This window comes from Vaccinium witches'-broom phytoplasma str. VAC (assembly GCF_000309405.1).
Taxonomy (GTDB): domain Bacteria; phylum Bacillota_I; class Bacilli_A; order Acholeplasmatales; family Acholeplasmataceae; genus Phytoplasma.
On record NZ_AKIN01000204.1, the window covers coordinates 1 to 543 of the forward strand.

Genomic DNA, 543 nt, shown 5'->3' on the forward strand with positions numbered 1-543 from the left:
AAGTTAATCATGAAATTTTTTTAAAAAAAATGAAAGCTAAATTAAGCGAAACCGAATTCAAAATTATCCATTTAAGTTTTGGCGTTCCTTTAGGAAATATCAATGAAGATTTTCAAAGATGTTATCTCAACACCGAAATAGCTGATAAACTCAATTTATCTTTAAAACAAATAGAAAATATTAAAAACATCGCTATCAAAAAATTAAAAAAAACGTTAAAACCTATCGTTCGTCCGTAATGACGTTAAACTAGTTATTTGAAACAATAAAACAAGAAAACTCAGATTACTTTCAAAGTAATCTTTTTTTTGTATCAAAATCAAGCATAAAACTTTTGAAACAAAAGTAATAAACGATTCCAACATCAATCAATCAAATTAGTCGTTTAATACATTCGTTTTCAAAAATTTTATCTATGAATAAATAAAAAGAATATATATCAAAAAGAAAGAAAAATAAAATTATGTTAAACAAAGTTCAATTAATCGGCCGTTTAAGCCATGATTTAGAAAAACAATACATTAACAGTAATAACGAACAAAT

2 pseudogenes are annotated in these 543 nt (G+C 23.6%); both read left to right on the top strand.

Annotated elements, in window-relative coordinates:
- Positions 1-239 (top strand): annotated as a pseudogene (locus tag RI68_RS02930) (sigma-70 family RNA polymerase sigma factor); the annotation flags it as partial.
- A gap of 224 nt (positions 240-463) precedes the next feature.
- Positions 464-543: pseudogene (locus tag RI68_RS04395) on the top strand (single-stranded DNA-binding protein); the annotation flags it as partial.